We start from the raw sequence: 19,815 nt of genomic DNA, 5'->3' as shown, positions 1-19,815 counted from the left end.
CGCTACGGTTTTGGCATTGCGTCTAACCAGTTCCGTCCAAAGTCATGTGCTGTTCCTTCTTAAACGGACCAAGGCAAGTCGCTTGGTTATGAACGACCAATCGGCGATTTTTAACACGGCTGTGATGCAGGCGAAAATGACAAATCCGACAACGGTAGGAATAGTAAAGATGTTTATTTTACTTACCGTTGTTTGAATCTTAAAGAATTGTTCCCCCGACAGCAATAGCGCGAGCAGCAGCCCAAATGCCGCTGTTGCGATACTCAAACGCAGAATAAATCCATTAAATTCCTTCCAATCAATGGCTCCAAAGTGCCGAACAAATATAACTACCATTACAACGGTGGCAAGCAACGTGGAGACCGAATGCGCAAGAGGAAAGCAAAAGACTCCCGCCGTTTTTATAAACGCCAAGGCGATTGCCACGTAGACGCCGAAGCTAACGATCATGCTGTAGAGGGGCTTTTTCATCTCTCCGATTGCAAAAAACGGCGTCTGGAATATGCTGATAGCCCTGGAAAATAGGATATAGGGACTCATGACGGCGATGATCATACTTAACAATACGGAGTCATGGCGGGTAAACATTCCCCGCTCAAACAGAAGAACCAGCATCCATTTCGAGGTAAGGACAAGCCATACTGCGAGCGGAAAGGCGCCGAAGCACAACAGTTTTGCGCACTGGAAAATGCTGGTTTTCATTTCTTTTATTTTGTTCTCGGCTGCATAGTGTGAGGCAAGGGGCAAGGTGGTGGTAACGAACCCGCCCAATAATACGCCGGAAATAGACGATACTATCCTGTTGGCGTACCGCAACAGGGACAAGTATCCACTGCTCAGGAAGGAGCAGAGAAAATTTTCAATCAAATCCTTGCTTTCGCTGAGAAAATGACCCGAGAGCGGGTAGAGAAAGCGCCGATAGGTGGTTCGCAGGTGGGGATCGTTCGGCCGGAAGGTCAATGAAATGCCTATTCCCTTGTAAACGGTGGTCAGTACCATGGTCATTAACGAAACAAGGCTTCCCGCGATATACCCCACGGCGACTGCAAAAATGCCAATTTGCTTTTGCAAGACAAGAATACTGACAACGACGAACAAATTATAAATGACTTTATAGGATGACGGGATAAAGAAGTGATGGTTTGAAAGCAGCAGGCATTTGAAAATGGTGTCGATTCCCTGGATAAAAATAAGCCAGAAAAGAATCCGGTTCAGGGAAACGGCCACGCGCTGAATGTCTCCATTAAAACCGGGCACCTGCAACGGTATAAGAAGGGAAGCAATCAACATCCCAATGAGAGCGACAAAAAAGAGGACAATCGATGAGCAAACAATAAAATTGCCCAGGGCCTTCTCGCGCTCTTTTTTATTGAGATTCGTGAAGGAGCTTGCGAAAACCGGAACCAGAACATTGGGGGCCTGCACTTCAAATATACGGCAAATGAACAATGGAATAGCAAGAGACGTGAAAAGAGCGTCCGTCGTCGTCCCCGCTCCGTAGGTTTTCAGAATGATGGCATCCATCACTACGCCGAGGACAACGCCGACAGTCCGGCATAACGAAACGATACTAACGTTCTTTAAAAAATAATCCCTTTTTTCAATATTCATCGTTCAAAACAGCCGGATGTACTCCTAAAAAACGAATTTGTATATTTTATTGACAAGAATGCTTTGTCGCCGCGTGCTGTTTACCGTAAAGCATAAGCCCCATACTATTACGGTCGTAATAAGAATTGAGTACAAAATACCGTTTTGCCCGTTGAACACATTCCCCCACACCCTAAACAGTATCTGAAGAAAGAATATTTGCATGAGATAACCAAGAAGCGAGTATTCGCCCATGATAATAATTGTTTTTCGGACTATTGAATATGGTGACACAACCGTTCCCCACAGATATGTTGCTCCTAAAACAGCCACCGTTCCAAGGAAATAAACGATCATAGCGTCTTTTTTAAAAAGAAAAATCACCAAAAAATAAAGCCCCACGGGAAAAATGCTAAGCCATTTTCTACGGTAAAAGACCTTGTAGAAAGGGAATCCGTTTGATAGAAGTCCTAACACAAATCCGCTTAAACCAAAATTTAAATAGAACAAATTGAATATGCGGTCGTTAATAATCATGCACCAAACAAAAATGGCGGCAACAATGATCGGGATAATCTTTTTATCAACGAATTTCAACAAAATCGCCGAGAACACCAAGGTATATGCTATGGGCAAGAGCAGTTCAAATGCCGACAACCGGCGATCGCCCGGAACAAGCACGTACCAAATATTCCTATAAAATTCAACAAGCCCCAGATGGACGCCGTTATAATTCGTCGCTATAAGTAAATGAACTGCGGTATTGATGACAAGGAACAGGCCGGCAATTTTTATGCCCCGAACAATCAATCGATTGAAAATCGCATCTATATTATTGTCATATTTCTTTAAATAAAGCGCGGGAATAATAAATCCAGATAAAAAAACAAATCCTGATGTTACAAAATCGATATAGGACAATAAAAAATGATGCGCCCCATAAAAATAGTTGATGCTGTGATATACGATCATTGCCTCAACCAGAAGCCCTTTGACGAAATCAAGCGGATAGTTGCGCATGCAAATGAATCATTTTACCAATTGCAATATGGCATGATTAAGATGGGAACGCATTGGAAGGTATTGCCGCTTCGATGTTCCCGTTGGTTTGGGCCTTTATTGCCTCCACCGTTCCCCAAAACAAAAAGGTGACATTATTCTGCAGCAAGCTCCATCGAAGATCGGAAAAAGTTCCCGTCACAACGTACATCACAGCAATCGCCAGCGAAAGCAGAACGACATTTCTTTCAAAAGAACTGGTTTCGTCAAGCCTCCTGAACAGTGAATACGTTTTCCGCAGCATAACAAAAATGATCGAGAAATAAAAAAGTGAGCCGATGAGGCCGAGTTCACAGAGCATAGTTAGCCAGGTATTATGGCTTCCATCAAAATCCATGGGAGTATAACCGGAAAAGTATTTAAACCATGCGTCCTTGAACTTGCCAAACCCTATGCCGACGACCGGCTTGCTGAGGAATATCTTATAGGTGGTTGAATAGCTGATTTCCCGCTCGACCACGGTATTCTGACGCTGCGAAAACAGCGTCCCTTCAAATAGGGAGAATTTCTTCGTCACCCCAAAAACAGCGATAACCGCAATGACGGCCGCCAGCGTCATCGCATACCGCCTCATTTTAGTTTTGGCGATCAAAATGGTGATGAGCGCGAGGCCGAATCCAATCCACGGCCCGCGGGTTTCGGTGTAATAAACGGCCACGGTGGCAATAAATATGAAAAAGAAAAAAAATGTCTTAAGCGACCGGGGCACCTCGGTGCTCATCATCACAAAACACAAAAAACATACCGTCAATATTCTGCCCATGGCAACCGCGTCCAAAAAGGGTCCGCGGGCCCTCCCGAAATGGGTTCCCTGACTCGGGTCCATGATTGCATCGGGCCATACAAATCGCTCAAGACCAAAATGTTCGAAACAGGCGGTAAGAGAAAGATAGCACCCGAGAAGGCAAAAGGTGTATAAGATGAAGGTGAAATCCTCTTTTTTAAAAGGAATATTTTTCTGGATAAAATATATGGCAAAGGGATACAATGATATATTCATCAGGGCGTTGAGCCATTTGTTTTTTCCATATTCTAGATCTGCATTGGCGCCTCCTAAAACCATCGAGGCATAGGCGAAAACAAAAAATAATATCATTACTATTTCAATTTTCGAGACGGGCGCGAGGACGATTTTGCGTCTGATCACATTGAATGTAAATAATAAAATGATACCGACAAAAAATATACGGTCTAGCCGAATCTGGTTGAGAAAATGAATGCCTATCCCCGGACTGCTCGGCCCCCAAAAAAACGGCTGGAGGGCCAGCCAAATGCAAATGAACCGGTTGAGCAATTTCATAAGACCATTTTTCCTTCAACAATCCCTTCCGTCAATTACGGAAGAGCATGCCCTTTATCGGGATTCATAGGCACCGATGCCGACCGGCGGCTTTCGTTTATTGCCGAGAATATCCAACGAGTCTTCAGCCACCGCAATGCCCTTGCGGACCTCCGGCGCATTGGGCTTCAGCCAGAAACGAGATTTTTGAGCATCCGCAAAGTCTGGCATCGAACACTCGGGCACACAATGAGCGCACGCCCCTTTGCCCCAGGTATTTGAAAACCCGTTATTTGAATTTTTACATGCGCCGCAGAGGAACACCTGGGCAGATTTATTGTTGTTTTCTATAAGGAGATTATTGCGTATTTCCACCGGGCCGCTCGAAACCACAATGCCAAAGGACCGATTACTGACTATCGTGTTGCCTACTATTTTTATTGATTGGCCGTCATACACTTTTATTCCAGCCGCATCATTACTTTCAATGACATTGTTTCGAATGATTACGCCGTTGGGGGTCCCCCAGCTGTTGGCAAGCGTCAGTGCGGCGTCTTCCAGATGGGTGCAATGATGGATGTGGTTATTTTCGATGACGATGTCCTGAACCGGACCATTGGTACTCTGCCCTTCCAAAACAATGCCCCGCGCGGTAGGGCTGTTAAGGTTGAAAATCTCGTTCCCGCCTATGACAAGGTCGCGTATCCCCGCCTTGCAGTCTATACCATCGCCTTGACCGCCAAATATGCCGCCGTTAAACAGTTTATTGTTTTTTATCAGTATTCCAGTGTGCGATAAAAATCCCTGGCACACGGCCATGCCGGTCGGATCGCTTTTCGAGCAGCCGCCGCCGCCGATGTAAATCAATTCGCCGTAGCTGTCATGAATGACATTGTTTTCAATGCGAATATTATGGCAGTCAGGAGCATAGGATGAACTTCCCTCAAAATGCTGATCCGCCGTGGGCACTATCAGAAAAAGAGGCCCGTCTTTTACGGATTTGCCGTGCGATATGTCACAATTGGTCACAACCCAGTTGTCGCCGCATATCGAAATCGCCTTGCCGTCAACGTCTTTCCTTATTGTAAAGCCTTCGATGATTATGTTGCTGTATTTCTGATGCCGTTCGTTCTGCGAGTTAAAACCGGCGACACTGCATCGCGATAATCCCGTGTTCACGTCCCATCGCGGAGCAGCTTGGTTCGAGTTGTAATATTTTCTTCCATTAAAGCTGAGCGTGTTGGCCGTTTTCGGATCTCTATGGCACAGGTCGATTTCGCGGGGCATTCCATCAGATCCTTTGTCGTATATTTTGTTCTGATCGGTTAAGGCCTTCCGGGAAGCGAAATAAACCACCGTGTTCTCATGGGCCAACGATGCGTTGATGGCGTTCCAGGCATTACCGTCCAAATATTTGAACGGGGCGTACGCAGATCCGATTTCCGATGCGCCGAGATATTCCGGATCGACATAAAACTGTTTCTCGGAAAACACCGTTTGAATCCAGAAGGCAAGCACGAACACGCCTGCAGTCCGTAATTCTTTCGAGGCAGCAAAAAAAGCCGTGGCACAAAATGAAACGGCGCGATTTTTCACCACGCCACCCCGCTGTAATTGTTCATTTCCTTCTTTCCTGTAAAATCGAGATTTGCCAGATCAAGAAGAAGGGCGTCCTTAGGCAGGCCTTCGAGGATTTTTTTGAATTCTTCATCTTTATTAACAATGACCACCAAATCGGAATTATCAACGACCTCCGAAGCAATTTGCGTTATAAACCGCGCTATAAAAGGGATCCGGCGCAGGATATATTCACGGTTGGCGCCAACTAATTTTGACAAATGAACATTTTTATCATAGACACGGATATCGAATCCCTTGCCGAGAAGTTTTTCCATAATGTCAACTATCGGGCTGCTCCGCAGATCATCGGTGCCAGCCTTGAAGCTCAACCCCAAAAAGCCTATTCTCTGTTTTTCATAGCTCAGTATCCTTTCAAGGACCGATTCCTTGAGCGCTTCGTTACTCACATGAATGTTTTCGAGAATCGGGCACTTCAGGTAATGATCATGGGCGATGGTGCAAAACGCCTTGAGGTCCTTGGGCAGGCATGACCCCCCGTAGGCAAAACCTGGCTTAAGATAATGGGGGGAAATGTTTAACTTTGTGTCACGGCAGAATATCTCCATGAGCTCATGGGAATTGACTCCCAGACTCTTGCAGATCGCGCCGACTTCATTGGCAAAGGCGATTTTAAGGGCATGAAACGAATTATTGACGTATTTGATCATTTCCGCGGTGCGTATCGCGGTTTCTATAAGCGGCGCTTCAAGGTTTTTATACACCTCTCTCATGATATTGACTGCCTTTTTTTCCGACGCGCCGATAAGGGTATAGGGCGGATTGAAGTAATCGTAAACCGCAGTGCCTTCGCGGAGGAATTCAGGGTTTGACACAACCGAAAAATCTTCGGACCGTTTCTTTCCAGAGGCCTGTTCAATAATTTCGGTTACCGTTTCATTGGTTCCCGGCATTACGGTCGAACGGATGGCGATAACATGGAAACCCCTTTTTTCAGTTATGCCCGAACCGATATCGCGGGCAACGCGGAAAATGCCGTCGAGATTCAGGTGCCCCTGAGCGGTCGAAGGTGTTCCGACGCAGATAAAAGTGACATCGGTATTCAGGATCGCCTCCTTAATGGTGGCCGTTGCCGAGACCGCGCCCTTTTTCCGCTGCTCATGGATTATTTCGGAAATCTCGGTTTCGACGATCGGCGACTTTCCCTCGTTGATGAAATCCACCTTGAGGGGGTTGACATCCACACCGACCACGGTATGTCCCATCCGGGCCAGGCAACCGAGGCTCACGCTGCCAACATAGCCAAGGCCAAAAACGCTGATTTTCATGCCATTTTCCTTTTCAGAAACATGCAAAAAAGGTATTTAGTGAAGTTCCGGTGACGCAGGGGAAACAATGGTCATGGGACCCTGGGTCCCAGGACCCGTTCATAGGCGATTTTAAGGTTTAATTTCTGCCGGGGCCAGCCGAGGTCCGTGTCGATGCGATCCTGGCCGATTTTGCCCATCGTGGCGCGGCGCTCCCCATCGTCAAGAAGTTCGAGCAGGGCTTCGGCAAACAGGACCGGTGAATTCTCGCGGACATAACACGCCGACTCCCCGGCGGTCACTTCCCCCTCCTTGGTGTAAAACTGGACGATGGGCTTTCCAAAGGTCATGTACTCCATGATCTTGATCATGGTTGATTTGTCGGTAAACTCATTATCGAACTCCGGATTCACGCAGACATCCACCGAGGAGAGGATTTCGTACAGATCATGGTCTGAAATGTAGCCGGTGAATTGCACATAACGGTCGATCCCCATCTCCCCGCACAGTTTCACCACCGAACGCCAATGCGGCCCCGTGCCCACCACGATGAATTTGATGTCGGTACGGTTGACTTTGCGGACAATATGATCGGCCGCCGCCAACAGATTCTCGATGCCTTCCTGCTGCCCGATAACGCCCACGTATCCCACCAGATACCGGAACCCGTTGCGAAGATCGCCGTTCGGCCTTACGCTGCGCATGATATCGGCATCGGGACCGTTCCGAACCACAATGATATCTTTCTCGTTGCGCTTTCCGCGGTCCAGGGCGATCTGCTTGTAGCTCTGGTTGGTGGATATCACGAGATCGGCGCAAAGAAAGGATATCCGTTCCATGAGAAAAAGCGCCTTGACAAAAAATCCCTTGCGTCCGAATTTGGCTTCAAAATTTTCCGGCGTAATGTCATGATGGTCGAAAATGAACTTGACGCCGAATATTTTATACGGCAGAAAAACCAGGAAAAGATGATCAGGCGGGTTCGCCACATGCACAACGTCGAAGCGGTCGGTGAGAAAAATACGGAACGCGAGCAGCATTTCCCAAACGAGCGAATTCGCGTACTCGAGGAGAAGCCCCGCTATCCCGCTGCCCTCAATGTTGGGATGGCGGTAAATCCGAATGCCCTCGATGACGTGCTCCTGGTTCTGTATTTTTTTGTCATAAGGGCAGATTGCCGAAACCCGATATCCCAATTCCCGCGCCGCAAGCGCCTCATGCCACACGCGCCGGTCGTAAGGAAGCGTGTTGTTCTCAACAATCATCAGAATGTGTTTAGGTTTTTTCATCGGGGCGTTTTACGATTTTCTTGATTACGCCGGCCTTTTTCCTTTTCGTCCTAGATAGAACGCAAGGTTTTCGAATGAAGGCGGGCAACCGGGAATGCAATCATCGCATTCGCCTCCCAATGCTTTCTTCGCGCACTCACCGAAGCAAATGATCCGCTTTGCTCCCTGCACCTGCCTTTGTTCAGACCCCACAATGATGTCTCCGCCGCCCGCCATCAGGGCGGCAAGCTTGATCGCGGTAGTCAGGCCAAAACGCCGGAACGGCAGCCCCGGCGATTTCATCTCCGTCAAGCGCCGCCGGCACAGGGAGCATGCGCCGGCCCCCGACCAGATGCGGAGCCGCAAAAATCGCTTGAAGGGACGGTATAGGTTTTTATACGAGCTCCGCGGCCGAAAGGGTGTATCGCCCAGAACAACCGGGGGGGGCGCACCGGCGCGGGCAAGCCGGATGTTTTCCGGCGGCGCAATGCCGAGCAGATTGACGATATAAGAATCAAGCTCCGCCGTGCCGAGGCCGGCGAGAAAAAGCGGGCCCGTGAAATGCCGGGCACAATCGACGATCGACAGATGTGGCTGGATGACGTTGTTCAGTTCAGCCAGCGGCTCGTGCAACCCCATCCGGTGAAACTGTTTTTTCATCGCCGCGCTCACCAGACCTTTCTGGTTTTTCATGGCGCCTGAAATTCCCGCGGCGCTGTTCAGCTTGAGAATCGGCAGGCTGATGTACAAACGCGTCAGCGCAATTGACGGAAGGGATATCCGCCCGTACTTCCATTCGACATCGGTCCTCTCGGCGGTCTCAAGGTCAACAAGCGGCACGCCGAGGTCGCGGCACAGATCGGCATATCCCGACACCCTAAAATTCTCCCTGGCGTCCGCGCCCGCAGCAACGCCTTCGCCGATGACGATATCCGCGTCCCGCTTCATGGCGCGCAGAATTAAAACGACTTGTTCGACAACTGCCCTTCTCGTTATTTCCATGCCCCGGTCCGTGACCGGAAACACAATGTTTGGCTTGATTAAAACGCCGCGGTCGAGGTCGGCGGGCTTCAGGAAATGCCTGATGACCTTGTCGAGCGAACCACGGATTCCTTTTTCAATTCTGGCGATATAGACGGCCATCAGTCATTCCTTTAGTGCGCTAAAAACACATCAGCCGACTGCGGTGAAAGATTAAGGAATTTAAAGACGTCCCTGACGCATTTTGTCAATAATTGCCCGTCTTCGCTGCGGGCGCGGATGCCCTCCGCCTCATCCCTGTTCATGATGCCGCTGCGGATGAGCCCGCACAGGTAAAGGCCCGTCGATGAGATCCCGAATTCCTTCTTGTACGTATAGTCCAGCAGCGGTTCGAGAATGCAGTCGTACCGCCAGCTGATCGCCTTGTCCGGCTTCCGCCATCCGGCCTCCCGCATCAGCGTCTCCTCGATTTCTTTCTGATCCCATGCGACGTAGTCGAACATTCTGATTGCCCGGGGCCCGCTTTGCGGCAGCGCGGGCCTGCGGTAGGCGCTCAATGCGCTATTGCCGGGTATTGGAAACTGCCGTCGCTGTTCCACCAGGCATGCATACGCGCGTGATTGACGCCATGCGAATCCTGCCTTTTCAAGAAGCGTGAGGCGCTTTACCCGGTCGAAAAGGAATTTTGTCCTGTTGCCGGGATCCCACCACAGTTCGTTGGAAGTGGTCCCGCTTAACATCACGGGGATTCCCTCTTCCATCGCAACCTTGCGCAAAATGGCCTCGATTCCATAATGGCAGAACATGCACTGACCCCAGGTGGTGCCGGTTTTCAAGAGCGACATAAGATGATTGCGGAGCAAGCGGTATTCGAGATTGCGCTTGGTCCTGACAATGCGGTATTCGACGGCCAGACTTTCGCAGACGGCGCGGATGTTGCTGCGCGCCAGGTCGACCATGAAGGGGAAATCATAGCTCACGGCGAGCACCCGGAGGTTCAGCTCCCGTTTGGCAAAGTAGGCGACATAACAGCTGTCTTTGCCGCCGCTGATGCCAATAAGAACGTCGTAGTTCCTTCCGCGGCCCGGGTTGATTGCTTCAAGGAGTTTTTGCCTTCCGAGAGGTTCTTGTTTGACAAATTTCCGGCAGTGATTGCAGACGCCGTTGGCATCAAAGGCGATGCCGGGATACGTCGAAGGCATCAGACAGCGGGTGCAAGCCTGAACAGATATTTTGGATTCCGGTAGTAGCGGCGTTTTCACTTTATTTTTCCTTCTGGGTGGCCGGGGCATTTTCTTTTTCCCGCCACGGGACTTCCACGTTTTTGATTTTTACGGCGGGTACGCCGCCCACCACCGTAAAGGGAGGGACCGGACGCGTGACCACGGCGTTTGCGCCGACAACGGCGCCCTGACCGATGGTGACATCGGGCAGAATCACCGCGCCCGTGCCGATCCAGGCATCCTGCCCGACGGCAATCGGGCCCTTCCTGGAATTGACATAGGGTACTATGCGGGAATTGTTGGGCTGCGTGTGCAATACGAACGTCACCCGCGGCGAGACCGCCGCGCGGTCGCCGATGGAAAGGTTTGCCGAGGCATCGCCAAGGTCATCGATGATGATGATGTCCTCTCCGACATACGCCATTCTGCCGATGCGGTAACCGCACATCCGCAACAAAAAAATCCTGAGACCGTTCCCCGGAATATGTTTGGCCGTCAACTTCAGCAATTTCTTGCGAAATGCGATTATTTTGGCAAAAGGCATGGTTCCTCTTTTTTCATCATCCCTTGAATTGGTTTATCATCCGTGCGATGCGGTCGATATCGCGGCCGCGCAGGTAATAATGAATCGGCACGAGGAGCACGGTTTTGGAAAGTACCTCGGTGTTCGGGCACGACCCCATGGCATATCCGAACCGCTGCCTTGCCTCTTCGACCACGGTGTCAAGATACCGCGCGGAATCGATGCCGTTTGCAAAAAGGAAATCTGCCATGGCATCGCGTTTCTGCCTGCTTGCAAACCTGAGGGCGAACTGATGCCAGTTACTGGTGCAGTGCCTGTTTTCGGTAGGCAGCGAAAGGTTGTTGACGTTGATTTTGCTGAGAAGCCGTTGCGCGTTCATTCGTTGCCGTTCGATTTTTTCCCCGAATGCAGCCACCCTTTTGTCGGCGAGCGCACGTTCGCCGGGCGCAATTTTGAACGTTGAAAAGCCGTCTTTTGCGGTAAGATTGAATTTTTTATCAAGCCGTGAGCCGAGGGGATATCCGATGGTCCCGTAGAGCGGGCGACGGTAGAGCGCGGCCTTTGCAAGAGTCGTAAAACTGCGGGCAATATTTTGCGGAAGGGTCCGCTCCTCGAAGGATCCGACCTGATGCTCCACCCTTTTCCGAAAATCATCGTCCCGGCAAAATATCGCGCTCCCTTCCCCGGCGGAAATATATTTGCCGCAGCGGAACGAAAAAAAAGAGGCCGCCGACAGCGTGCCCGTCTTTCGCCCTTTATACATGCTGTACATTGATTGCGCGCAATCCTCGATGACCGGAATGCCGTTTGCGACTGCATCCACGCCGTCCATGTCGCAGGGATTGCCGAACATGTGCACCGCGACGACTGCGGAGCAGGTACGCCGCTTGCGTTCAAGATCACGGGGACTCAGATTGCAATCATGAAAGTCGGAATCGACAAATTTGGGCATGAGGCCCGCCCTGATGATGGCGTCGAAGACCACGGTGCAGCAAAACAGAGGGACCGCGACCTTCGCTTGAGGCGGCAGGTCGAGGGACTTCAGCAGGGCATAGAGCGAGGCCCTGCCCGAACCGGTGAAAACCGGAACCGCGTTAAAATATTTTTTAATATTCGGAGCGGCATCGTCGCTGGAAAAGGTGTCCGAGACCGTTTTCACCAGGTCAACCACGTCGTAGTCCCAATTGTTACGCGGAATAAGGTTGATTTTCGTCATAATACTCATTGGTCTTTTTTTTTGATTAAAGGGTTCAGGCGAGAAAACGGAAGACGACGGAGCTGGCGAGCTCGGCGACGGGATCGGGCAGCATCCGCCATCCCGCCGTATAGATTCGATACGGCAGGCTCTTTTCATTGACGGATGAGGCACCGACGACTTTGGGAAAGTAGTAATAGGGGATGGCGATGGCTTGGGTTCCCCACATTTCCTTGTACCGCATCAGTCCCTCGTTGTCGGATGAGGTGCGGCCGAAATCGAGCCTCCGGAATCCGTGCTCTATTCCCCATTTGATGCCGGTCCAGGTGATGAGGTGATTGGGAGAAACGGTGTGCAAAATTGACGGATCGGAGGCGTTATACTTATAATGCAACGAATTTCCGCAAATCAGAAATATCGACGCGCCGATGATGCGCGAATCGAGTGCCGCCAGCAGGATAAACCCATCGCCGCGAACAATAATCTTTTCCACGAGATGGTCGAACCATTTACGCGGCTGCGACGGAACACCGTGTTTTTTTCTTGTAAGACTGTTGAGCCGAACAAATTCTTCCATGCCGGCTGCGTCGCGCCGCTCGGTCACGGTGACTCCCGCTTTCTCCGCCTTCCGAATGGAATACTGGATGGTGCGCTTATTGATGTTTTTATAGACCGTTTCTACGTCTCTCTGCAGGTCGAGAACATGCCGGGTATAACATGCATTGCTGACAAACGATGTGCTGAACGGGAGGCCGCCGCGCAGCTCAACCTGTTTGAAAAGATTCGGATTTTTATTGCAGATCCCTGAAAAAACGTCCTCATTTTTGCAGGCCTCTCCCAGGAGCTGACCTCCGTAATCCGAAAACGGCAGCGACACCGAGCGTTTGCCATTCATGATATTTTTAATGATGAAGAAGGGCAGCACCGCGGCCACCTCATCTGCGGCGTCTTTCGCCGCATACAGCAGCGGCTTGAATCCGTAGGTTGCGGCAATGGTTTTCATCCAGCCTGAAAGATGATACGGCGTCCCTTCGGCATGCGACTTGACAAAAGAATCCCATTGGGCCATTGCGGCGGCATCGTCCAAGGACAACGGGGTTGGCTCAATATTTTTTTTCATAAAATTGTCCTCTGAAGGCCGCAGAATTCGTTACTCCGCATCTCCTCGCAAAACGCCAAGAGTAGTCATCCGGCCCGTCCCATTTCGCGCATCCAAAATTCGGCAATTTCGTCAGGCGTTGCGTGCCAGACTACGTTGCGGTAGGTAGTTGAAACGTGATGGAGAAATTCTTGATAGCGTTCCGCGGGATACTCTTCACGACCGCATTTTACATTCTCGAAATTCATGTAATCAGGATGAGTGTTGAGAAGCGCCATGCCGCCGTTCATCGATATCCATTCCAGCTTCCGTTTCCACACATCAATGGTTTTTGCGCGCATGATGACGAAAAGGGTGAAATCCTGCACAAGCGTGTAAGGCAGCTCGACAAAACCTCTTCCGTTAAGCGGGTCTCCAACAAAAAAAGGGAATATGGTCCCCACTCCTTCAGGCTGCGGTTCGAACGGATCGGTGTCGAACGACGACGTCGAGAACCCTATATGCAACGCCAACATCCATTCGAGATTTCTGAGCATGGAGGGAGTGCTGAACCCGCGGACTCCCCACTCATGCAAATACCGATTGACTTTCGGAGCTTGTTCCTCAAAAAGTTTTTTTGAGGCAAACAGCTTGCCGTCGTGTTTTAATCCGTGGACCCCGATCCCGAATTTATTTGCGGCAAGTATCTTATGTATCTCCTTGTTCACCGTGTAACGCTCGGGGACGAAATTGAATGACGATCGAAATCCCAATTGTTTTTCATTTTCCATTAAGCGGATGCATTTGGCCTGTCCTTTTGCCGTGTCCACGTCATGGATGAGAACCAAGGCGAATTTCTTCTTGTCGGGCCACCCTTTCCACACCGCCGGCGGCGTGGAAGCCTTCGGATCAATCGGCCAGACCGCACCGTATTGCAAGAGTTTTCGGGACACAATGGCCCTGCGGATGGCCAATTGGATTGGTCGAGGAATGCATGGTTTCAGAGTGTAAAAAATCGCATTGATGATTGCATTAGATTTCACGAGCCCAGTCCCCGAGCTTGTGCCGCAGCCTAATCCGTGGAGCTATAGACCAAGAAACATTTTCATCGCTATCGGACCAGCTCCCGAACCACCGATTCCTGTTGCTCCTTTGTCAATCCTGGAAACATCGGCAGCGACAGTATCTCCGCCGCCGCTTTTTCGGTGACCGGAAAATCACCTTTACCGTATCCGAGGTGCCCATAGGCCTTCTGCAGGTGCAGTGGAACGGGATAATGCATGCCGGAGCCGATTCCCGTTTCAGCAAGCCTTTGCTGGACTGCATCCCGGTTTTTCACCCGGACTATGTAAAGGTGATATACCGCCCGGCTCCAATCCGGCTCAAAAGGAGCAATCACGCCGTCGGCTGATTTTAACAGTTCGTTATATCGGTTGGCATTTCGGCGGCGGGCTGCAGTCCATTCGGGCAGATGCCTGAGCTTGACGCTTAAGAACCCGCATTGGATTGCGTCAAGGCGGCCGTTATAGCCTTCCATATCATGATAGTACTTCCGCGCCTGACCGTGGTCGCGCAGGCAGCGGCATATGCGGGCGGTTTCATCATCGTTCGTGGTTATAGCGCCGCCTTCTCCGAGGGCACCAAGATTCTTGCCCGGATAAAAACTAAACCCGGTGGCCTTGCCGAGGGAACCGGCTCTGCGCCATTCCCCGTTCCGTTTCGAGTGATATTCGGCGCCGTGTGCCTGGCAGGCATCCTCAAAGACCATGAGATGCCACTCTTCGGCAATGCCGATAATCGCGTCCATATCGGCCATTTGTCCATATAAGTGGACCGGAACCACGGCGGCAACCCTGCGTCCAGTTTGTTTATTGATTGTTTTTTTATTTTGCCGGTCCTTTGCGCAAGTTTTTTCAAGGAACGCCCTTAATTGCTGCGGATCAAGATTATACGTTTTTTCGCTGATGTCAACAAAAAGGATGTGCGCACCTGCCTGCGTAATTGATTCCGTGGTTGCGATGAAGGTGTTCGGTACGGTGATCACTTCGTCGCCCGGTCGTATTCCTCCGGCGATATAGGCAAATCTGAGGGCGTCGGTTCCACTGTTGACCGCCACACAGTGTTTCACATTGCAAAAGCGGGCGAACTCTTCCTCAAAGCCCTTTACCATGGGACCGCCGATGTACCCGGCGGAATCAATTGCCTTTTCAAGCACGCTGAGCAATTCGCTTTTCAGATCCCTGTGCGGGGTGACAAGATCAAGAAACGGGATTTGTTGCGGCATGGATTCTCCTGTTTGAAGATACTGACAGCATTAGTTTGTTTTTTTCTTGATCTGACGCGCGGGGACGCCGGCGACCACGGCGCCGGCTGCGACGTCACTGGTGACGACGGCGCCCGCGCCGACCATGGCGCCCTCGCCCACGGTCACTCCGCAGAGAATGGTTGCGTTGGATCCTATTGAAGCTCCCCGCTTAACCAGCGTCGGGACCACCCTCCAATCGACTTCGGTCTGAAGGGCGCCGCCGGCCGAGGTTGACCGGGGATATTTATCGTTTGTAAAAATCACGCCGTGCCCGATAAACGCTTCATCTTCAATCGTCACACCTTCGCAGATAAAAGAATGGCTTTGTATTTTGCAGTTTCTGCCAATCAGGGCATTCTTTTGAATCTCGACAAACGCCCCGATTTTCGTGTTATCGCCAACGGCGCATCCGTACATGTTGATGAACTTCGAAAGTTTTACATTTTTTCCGAGTTTGACGTCGGCAGCAATTGAATTGTACTCCATGCGCTTTTTCCTTCCGATGGCATCTTACCGAGACGAGGATACACCTTTCCCCCGTCGGCGGCACCTCCGCTTGAGCGCCACGCCTCGCGATTATATTTCGCGATAAATTATTATAAAATCAATTACCGGATGACTTAGGCTGTTTTTCGCCTTAAGCAACCGTGGCACCCGAAAATGCAACGAACTTCTCTGATCATGCCCATCGCACTGCGGGGATGGCGCACGAGCATGATCATCTTGTGCATCACTAAAAAATTTCTATAAAACATTTATGCAATTCCTATACCAAAGACGGGATTGAAAGACCCCCAGCAAGCTGCGAAAAATCTTTTTTCATTCCTAAGGAACAAAAACACAGTTATCGTCGCTCGCCAACTCCGAAGCAAGCTTCCAGGAATGCGCTCGCTGTGGGATTCAAACGTCGTTACCGCTGTTTTATTCACCTTTTTTCTTGGCGATCAAAGTTGCGCAAGGCCGCTGCGGTTGCGGCTCAGTCATGAACCGGCGCTGACCTTATCGGCACTCGTTATGGTTCTTCGGGAGCTGCTGTCAACGACATCCAACGAAGACTGGACACCCCGGGGTCATGACGCCTCTTTAAGAACGTTGTACTTTGATTGGTTATAATAGTTGTCGATCTGCTTCCCGGTGGTATAATTCAGGATATATCCCATGAGCCGTTTGCCTATCATCGGATATTCCGAGATTTTTTTCTCAAGATCATGCACGTTGGTCCTGCCGGCCTTGACAATAAGGAGATACTGCGAGGCAATAGGCGCGATGACCGCCGCATCAGGCACGGCGCCCATCGGCGGCGTATCGATGACCACAACGGTGAATTTTTGTTTGAGCGCCTCGATAATCGACGTGAACTTCTTTGAAGCGAGCAGTTCGGAAGAGCCGCGCGCCGGTTCACCGCTCGCCACGCACGACAAAAAGGGGGTCAAGCTCTTTTGGACAAAGCCGTCATCTGCGGTATCGACCATGCCCGGTGACATCAAGACATCGGAGAGGCCGGGCGTCTTTGAGCAACCAAACGATTTATAAAGCGTACCGCACCTGAGATCCGCATCAACAAGGACAACGGGGATTTCCTGCCTCGCGATGAGGGAGGCAAGATTTGCGGCAACGAACGACTTTCCGCATTCGCTGTCGAGGCTTGAAATACAAATCACCTTTTGCCCGGTCTGCTCGAGCGTAAGCATCACCTTCGTGCGCAAAATCCTGATCGATTCATGAAAAAAAGTATTGGGAAGAAGGTCGGCGACGAGCATTTGCGCCCCATCGACCGATGGCTTGCCGGCATTCGCATTCGACAACAAACGCTTGCTGATATGAGGCATCTTCGGGATTTTTTCAAAAATCTGTTTCCCCACCTTCTTTTTGAAATCATAATCGGTTCGCACCGTTGGATCAAAATAATCAAACACCAGGGGCGGCCCGAATGCGATCATCGCGCCGAAAAGTAGGACTATCGCGAGCAGCTTGACCGGCTCCGGAGGCAGAGGAATGGGCGGCACCGCCGAATCCATGACGTATGCCTCGGCGATTTCGGCGGCATCCGCCGCCTTCGCTTGGTTGTACCGGGAGAGAACGGTGGAATAGATGTCCGCCGCGATCTGCTGCTTCCGCTGCAGTTCCGCCAGCTGCAGCTCTCTGCTCGGCAGCCGCTGCAATTCTACGGACAGGTTTTGGATGTCGGAGGTCCGGTTGGCGAGACCGGCCCGCGCGCCGGCAATATACCCTTTAAGCGCCGCCTCAATGTCTTTTTCCAACGCGTCAATTTTTCTCTGGTTCTCGGTCCGCATCGGATGATCGGCCGCATAATTCCGCTGCAATTCTCGCTGCTCCGCAAGCAGCTGGTTCAATTCGGTCTGGAGAACCGGCGCCGAGCTGTTGCCCTTTCCCGCAAGAAAAACCAGTATCTCGGAGGAAAACCGCACTTTGTCGTCCGAGACCGCGGAGGATATCTTGTCCATGAGTTCGGAGGCATCGTCGATCGCCCGCTGTCCATTGTACATTCCGCTTTCCATTTGAGACAGGTTGGTGACCCGCTGCCGGACATCCTCGCTGAGACCGACCGTCGGGTAGGAGGTGCGATAGCTTCTGAGTATTTCCTCGGACCCCGCATAATCCTGTTTGACGGTCTCGAGCTGTTTCTCCAAAGCGGCAAGGACACTTTGCGCCCTCCTCTTCCGGAACGAAGCGCTTTTCTCGACAAAGGCGTCGGCGATAGCGTTGGCGATCTCGGCGATCAACGGATAATCGTGTCCATCCACCGAGACGGCGATGTTGAACTGGCGACGCGATGGATCAGCCTCTTTTACGGAGAGGCGTTTGAGCAGCATCTCCACGGCATTGCTGTTGTCGACCACCTGGAAGACGAAGTCGTGCGGCGAATGCAGGAACCTTCGTGAAAATATGCAGCACAGACCGCCGAGATTGATCCGCGACACGTCGGCAACATTTCCCTGCAGGATACAAACGGGCTTGCCCAGGAACGTCCTTATGACGGGGACGCTGTTCTTCTTTCGCGGAAGAAACAAAAGGCGGAACTTCGCTTTTTCGTTCTCATTGACAGAATAATAATAAGATCCTTCCGGGGTGATGGTATCAACCGAAACCGAGTCGAAAATGTCGGAGCGGAAATACTTATCCAGCACAAGCCGAAGCGAGAGCCGTTTGACGATATCTTCTAAAAATGTTCTGCTCTGAATAAGATCGGACTGCGCCTGAACCATGCCGCCCATATCGTGTACCGCGGTAAGATCTTCGGTATGTTCCAACCCGATCAGCGCCTTTGCGGAAAGCAACGGTTCCTTGACGGCCGCCGTAGCAACGATGGTGCCGGTGATCAAAACCGCGATCAGCCCCGAGATTACGACATACCATTTCCAGCGCCAAAACAAATCCCAATAATGCCGCACCTGCTGGATGACGTCGGCATGCGAGTTATTTTTTATGCCAGCGGAATTCATCTTCTGCTCAAATAGGTTTCATAGGAGAAAAACATCGTCGCCACGGCGGACGCGGCGGTTACCGTAATCTCTAAAATGGGCAAAATATCCGTCTGGAAAATTTCCCATCCGTCGCGCCTCACTTCATGCGTTACCCAAAGCTGATCGCCGGACCTGATGCCGAGAGTCGAAAGCGACATGCCCGTCTGAATTTCAGGAAGCAGGTTTTTCTTTATCACCGCGCCATCACGTTCCCAGCGGATTAATTTCAGCCCGTCTTCACGGACGGGGCCTCCGGCAAGGACAAGCGCGTCCCAAAGCGAGGCCGAGGGGCTTATATAGAAAAGGCCCGGGGACCGGAAGCCGCCGAGAAGAGAAACGCGAATCAGCGGTTCAACCCTGAGCGTCGGGTACCGCAGGTACGGCAGGTAAATCGTGTCGAGCAATGCAGTGAGGTTTTTTTCATTCAAGTTGTCTATTTTTACCGGACCGGCAACGGGAAGAAACGCTTTTCCGTTGTCGTCCACGTGATAGGTGCCGTTAAGAAAATGCACGGTGTCAGGGAAAACGCTGATCCGGAATGCATCTCCTTTTTTAATGGGAAACTGGGCTTGAGACTGTTCATCGTTCGATGCAGCCGGTTGCACTTTATTCTCATTCGCCTTGTTCTTCTCTATTGGAATGTCGGAAGATTGAGCGCGATGCTGTGCGTAGAGCGGGTGATTACAGACGAGAATTAAAAAATTGAGGATTAAACTTATATACCAGCACCTTAAAAGCGGGCGTTCCATATGCCTTCTCGACAATAAGTTATATTGTTTAAAAACATTAAGTAAATGCAACCCAGCAGACGAGGGTCAAAAAATAAATAAATTGCCGTTACTTGCGAAGTATTATCATGATTTTCCATTTCCGTTTGTTACAAAATTAGTACGTAAAAAATAAGGTATATTCATTGAAGCAAATAAGATACCTGATCGATCGTG

At 50.7% G+C, this 19,815-nt stretch carries 16 protein-coding genes; all 16 read right to left on the bottom strand.

Features of this window, described 5'->3' with window-relative positions; translation table 11 throughout:
* Positions 1-42: 42 nt before the first annotated feature.
* Positions 43-1,524 (bottom strand): lipid II flippase MurJ, encoded by a 1,482-nt coding sequence (locus tag VLX68_01450; GenBank protein ID HUI90887.1) that lies wholly within the window; start codon positions 1,522-1,524, stop codon positions 43-45.
* Positions 1,525-1,635: 111 nt separating this feature from the next.
* Positions 1,636-2,610, bottom strand: a complete 975-nt coding sequence (locus VLX68_01445; GenBank protein ID HUI90886.1) for a hypothetical protein — start codon at positions 2,608-2,610, stop codon at positions 1,636-1,638.
* Between the two features lie 37 nt (positions 2,611-2,647).
* Complete coding sequence (locus tag VLX68_01440; protein HUI90885.1) at positions 2,648-3,412, bottom strand: O-antigen ligase family protein; 765 nt, start codon at positions 3,410-3,412, stop codon at positions 2,648-2,650.
* A 591-nt stretch (positions 3,413-4,003) separates the two neighbouring features.
* Positions 4,004-5,446, bottom strand: coding sequence for a right-handed parallel beta-helix repeat-containing protein (locus VLX68_01435; GenBank protein HUI90884.1), 1,443 nt, complete (start codon positions 5,444-5,446; stop codon positions 4,004-4,006).
* A gap of 74 nt (positions 5,447-5,520) precedes the next feature.
* Complete coding sequence (locus VLX68_01430) at positions 5,521-6,834, bottom strand: UDP-glucose/GDP-mannose dehydrogenase family protein (protein HUI90883.1); 1,314 nt, start codon at positions 6,832-6,834, stop codon at positions 5,521-5,523.
* A gap of 71 nt (positions 6,835-6,905) precedes the next feature.
* Complete coding sequence (locus VLX68_01425; protein HUI90882.1) at positions 6,906-8,102, bottom strand: glycosyltransferase family 4 protein; 1,197 nt, start codon at positions 8,100-8,102, stop codon at positions 6,906-6,908.
* Positions 8,103-8,126: 24 nt separating this feature from the next.
* Positions 8,127-9,224: a DUF362 domain-containing protein gene (locus VLX68_01420; GenBank protein HUI90881.1), complete on the bottom strand. Its 1,098-nt coding sequence runs from the start codon at positions 9,222-9,224 to the stop codon at positions 8,127-8,129.
* A gap of 11 nt (positions 9,225-9,235) precedes the next feature.
* Positions 9,236-10,324: an asparagine synthase-related protein gene (locus VLX68_01415; protein HUI90880.1), complete on the bottom strand. Its 1,089-nt coding sequence runs from the start codon at positions 10,322-10,324 to the stop codon at positions 9,236-9,238.
* 1 nt (position 10,325) lies between these two features.
* A complete protein-coding gene (locus VLX68_01410) occupies positions 10,326-10,829 on the bottom strand; it encodes an acyltransferase (GenBank protein ID HUI90879.1) in 504 nt (167 codons plus the stop codon).
* 16 nt (positions 10,830-10,845) lie between these two features.
* Positions 10,846-12,024 (bottom strand): DegT/DnrJ/EryC1/StrS family aminotransferase, encoded by a 1,179-nt coding sequence (locus tag VLX68_01405; GenBank protein ID HUI90878.1) that lies wholly within the window; start codon positions 12,022-12,024, stop codon positions 10,846-10,848.
* A gap of 34 nt (positions 12,025-12,058) precedes the next feature.
* Entirely contained in the window at positions 12,059-13,123 is a 1,065-nt protein-coding gene (locus tag VLX68_01400; GenBank protein HUI90877.1) for a GNAT family N-acetyltransferase, read from the bottom strand.
* Positions 13,124-13,188: 65 nt separating this feature from the next.
* The gene (locus tag VLX68_01395) at positions 13,189-14,034 is read right to left on the bottom strand and encodes a hypothetical protein (protein HUI90876.1); all 846 of its coding nucleotides are present in this window, start codon (positions 14,032-14,034) and stop codon (positions 13,189-13,191) included.
* A 158-nt stretch (positions 14,035-14,192) separates the two neighbouring features.
* The gene (locus VLX68_01390; GenBank protein HUI90875.1) at positions 14,193-15,365 is read right to left on the bottom strand and encodes a DegT/DnrJ/EryC1/StrS family aminotransferase; all 1,173 of its coding nucleotides are present in this window, start codon (positions 15,363-15,365) and stop codon (positions 14,193-14,195) included.
* A 30-nt stretch (positions 15,366-15,395) separates the two neighbouring features.
* Positions 15,396-15,872: an acyltransferase gene (locus VLX68_01385; protein ID HUI90874.1), complete on the bottom strand. Its 477-nt coding sequence runs from the start codon at positions 15,870-15,872 to the stop codon at positions 15,396-15,398.
* Positions 15,873-16,456: 584 nt separating this feature from the next.
* A complete protein-coding gene (locus VLX68_01380; protein HUI90873.1) occupies positions 16,457-18,850 on the bottom strand; it encodes a polysaccharide biosynthesis tyrosine autokinase in 2,394 nt (797 codons plus the stop codon).
* Positions 18,847-19,476 carry a polysaccharide biosynthesis/export family protein gene (locus tag VLX68_01375; GenBank protein HUI90872.1) on the bottom strand — a complete coding sequence of 210 codons (630 nt, stop codon included), beginning with the start codon at positions 19,474-19,476 and terminating at the stop codon, positions 18,847-18,849. The genes VLX68_01380 and VLX68_01375 overlap by 4 nt, the downstream gene beginning before the upstream one ends.
* Positions 19,477-19,815 lie beyond the last annotated feature (339 nt).

The sequence above is a fragment of the Chitinivibrionales bacterium genome (assembly GCA_035516255.1).
Classification (GTDB): domain Bacteria; phylum Fibrobacterota; class Chitinivibrionia; order Chitinivibrionales; family FEN-1185; genus FEN-1185.
The sequence above is the reverse complement of the archived record's forward strand: the minus strand, read 5'-3'. Positions and strand labels throughout refer to the sequence as shown.